The organism is Halalkalibacterium halodurans, from assembly GCF_004376175.1.
GTDB classification, from domain to species: domain Bacteria; phylum Bacillota; class Bacilli; order Bacillales; family Bacillaceae_D; genus Halalkalibacterium; species Halalkalibacterium halodurans.
Map to the genome: position 1 here is coordinate 1 of NZ_SNUY01000131.1, position 2,602 is coordinate 2,602.

Sequence of the window (2,602 nt, forward strand, 5' to 3'; positions counted from 1 at the left end):
TTAATATAATTTCAAAAAAAATGTAAACTCACTCTCCGCTCTTAGCCTAATTTAATTTTTTTCTACGCTAGTTCTTCTGTAAAAATCGCTATCAACCAAGCAGAAATTAATTTTGTCCGGACGCTCTTAATGAATCCAGTGATGCAGTGGATGGAGAAGCATTTTATTCCGGTTGCCGGGCGGATCGGGTCACAACGTCACTTAGTTGCCGTTCGCGATGGCTTTGTCGCCATTATGCCGTTAATTATTATAGGATCGTTTGCCGTATTAATTAACAACTTGCCGATTGAGTTTTTTCAAAACTTTATGCTGAACACGTTTGGTGAAGGCTGGAAAACGCTAGGAGGGAACATATGGGATGGATCATTCGCCGTTCTTTCTTTGCTTGTTGTAGCAGGGATTAGCTATAACTTGGCTAAATCTTATGATGTGGATGCTCTATCTGCTGCACTTCTCGCTGTCGCTTGCTATATCATTTTCACACCGACGACGGACGATTGGGGGCTTTCATATGCTTGGACCGGATCGCAAGGGTTGTTTGTTGGTGTTTTGACCGCTATCGTGGTGACTGAACTTTTCCGTCTCTTATATCAATCAAAGTTTACAATTAAGATGCCTGAAGGGGTTCCGAGCGGTGTCGTCAAATCCTTCCGCGCCTTAATCCCAGCTACTGTTATACTCATCCTTGTTTCTGGTTTGCAGATGCTTATTGCTGCAATAACAGACGGCAGCATTCATGAACTCGTCTTTACCGTTATCCAACAACCGTTACAAGTGTTAGGGGACACGCTACCTGCCGCGCTTATCATTACATTTTTAAATCAGCACCTTTGGTTTTTTGGCTTACACGGCACGAACATTTTAGGACCTGTGATCGATTCAATCTATCTCCCTTTACTTGAAGAAAACATTAGCTTGTTTGCTCAAGGCACAAGTGCAGCCGATGTTCCATACATCGTCACAAAACCATTTCTTGATGCGTATGTTTTCATGGGGTGTGTCAATAATTTTGTGTAAATACCCCTGTTTCTAGTAGATAGGTTAGCCCTGCTTATTTTACTTGGTAAAACTTCTATTTTAGGTGAAACACAGAGCCACAGCGGTAGCTGCTTGTCCTTGACCTTGTGCCTTTTCTTAGTTCTTGCTGGTTGGGTTCAGGGACCCAGCCAGCGAGAACTTAGAAAAGGTCGGTCGTGGTACGCTCGGTGTGCGGATGAAGTCCCACATAGGGCTTTATTTTTCCCATCCGCCAACGTACACAACACCACGACCGCAAACAAGGTCAAGGATGGCGGATTGGTGCTAGAGCTTAATATTCTAGTGCTTCAAACATGTGTATCAATTCTGATTTTGCCTTTTCAAAGCCTCGATGACAACGCATGCCAAATTTGTGATTATAGTCTAGAAACCGTGTCACGAGAAAACGTTCTAAGGATTCTTCATTCGGGAATTGTTCTTTGCGTTTGACATATCGTTTGATTTCTTTGTTAAAAGCTTCAATTAAATTTGTCGAGTAGATGCTGCGACGAATGGAAGCTGGAAAATCATAAAACGTTAAGATCTGTTCATTGTTCATCACAGATTCAATGACACGTGGATAGGGCTTTTCCCACTTACTTTGCATTTGTTCTAAGGCTTCTAAAGCTTCTTCACGGTCTTTCGCTTGATAGACAGCCTTGAAATCATCGAGAATGGCTGCGCGATCCTTTACACGTACTTTACTGGAAATGTTTCGAGCGACATGTACACAGCACACTTGATGCTTCGCCTTTGGATAGACGCGATGAATGCTATCCGTCATCCCTGGCAATCCATCGGAAATGAAAAGAAGGACGTTTTCTACTCCTCGCTCATGTAGGCATTGGATGAGTTCTTCCCATACGTGAGAAGACTCTGTTGGTGCAATGGTAAAGTCTAAAACTTCTTTGTTTCCTTCTTCCGTAATACCAATAGCGATGTAGACAGCTTCTTTTTCAACCGTTTGACGTCGAATCGGAATATGAGTGGCATCTAGGTAAATGCACACATAGCGTTCTTCCAGCTTTCGTTCATGGAAAGCCTGCACGTCTTCAGAAACAAGTTGCGTTAGGTTCGAAACCGTTTGTTTGGAATAGTGATGTCCATACATTCGCTCGATAAGATTAGCGATTTCATTTGTCGTAATCCCTTTTTCATAAAGATGAATGACAAACTGTTCCAGCGTATCATTGGAACGCTTATAAGGAGCTATTGTTTGTTGTTGGAACTCGCCATTACGGTCTCTAGGGATACGAAGATGTAGTTCTCCGTATTCGGTTTTAAACGTACGATCGTAAAAGCCATTACGGGAATTACCAGAATGAAAACCTTCTCGATCATAAGGCTCATAGTCTAAAAAGACAGTTAATTCATGTTTCAACAGCTGATTGATAGCTGTTTCCAAATGCTGACGAAAAACTTCTTCGATATCTTGTTTTTGTGCTAGTGCTTCGATTAAATCTGTAGTAAGATGATTCATAGGGAAGACCTCTTTTCTGTGAATTTAGTCGGCTAACTTTATTCTACAGAAAGGGTCTTCTTTTTTCTATGAACATCATTTAGTGCATTTCTATTTACACAAAAT

General features: G+C 41.6%; 1 protein-coding gene and 1 pseudogene. One reads left to right on the forward strand and one right to left on the reverse strand.

Annotation, left to right across the window (positions count from 1 at the left end; all coding sequences use genetic code 11):
- Positions 1-129: 129 nt before the first annotated feature.
- Positions 130-996: pseudogene (locus tag E2L07_RS20325) on the forward strand (PTS sugar transporter subunit IIC); the annotation flags it as partial.
- 313 nt (positions 997-1,309) lie between these two features.
- Here the strand turns inward: E2L07_RS20325 and E2L07_RS20330 are convergent.
- The gene (locus E2L07_RS20330; RefSeq protein WP_134228649.1) at positions 1,310-2,497 is read right to left on the reverse strand and encodes an IS256 family transposase; all 1,188 of its coding nucleotides are present in this window, start codon (positions 2,495-2,497) and stop codon (positions 1,310-1,312) included.
- Positions 2,498-2,602 lie beyond the last annotated feature (105 nt).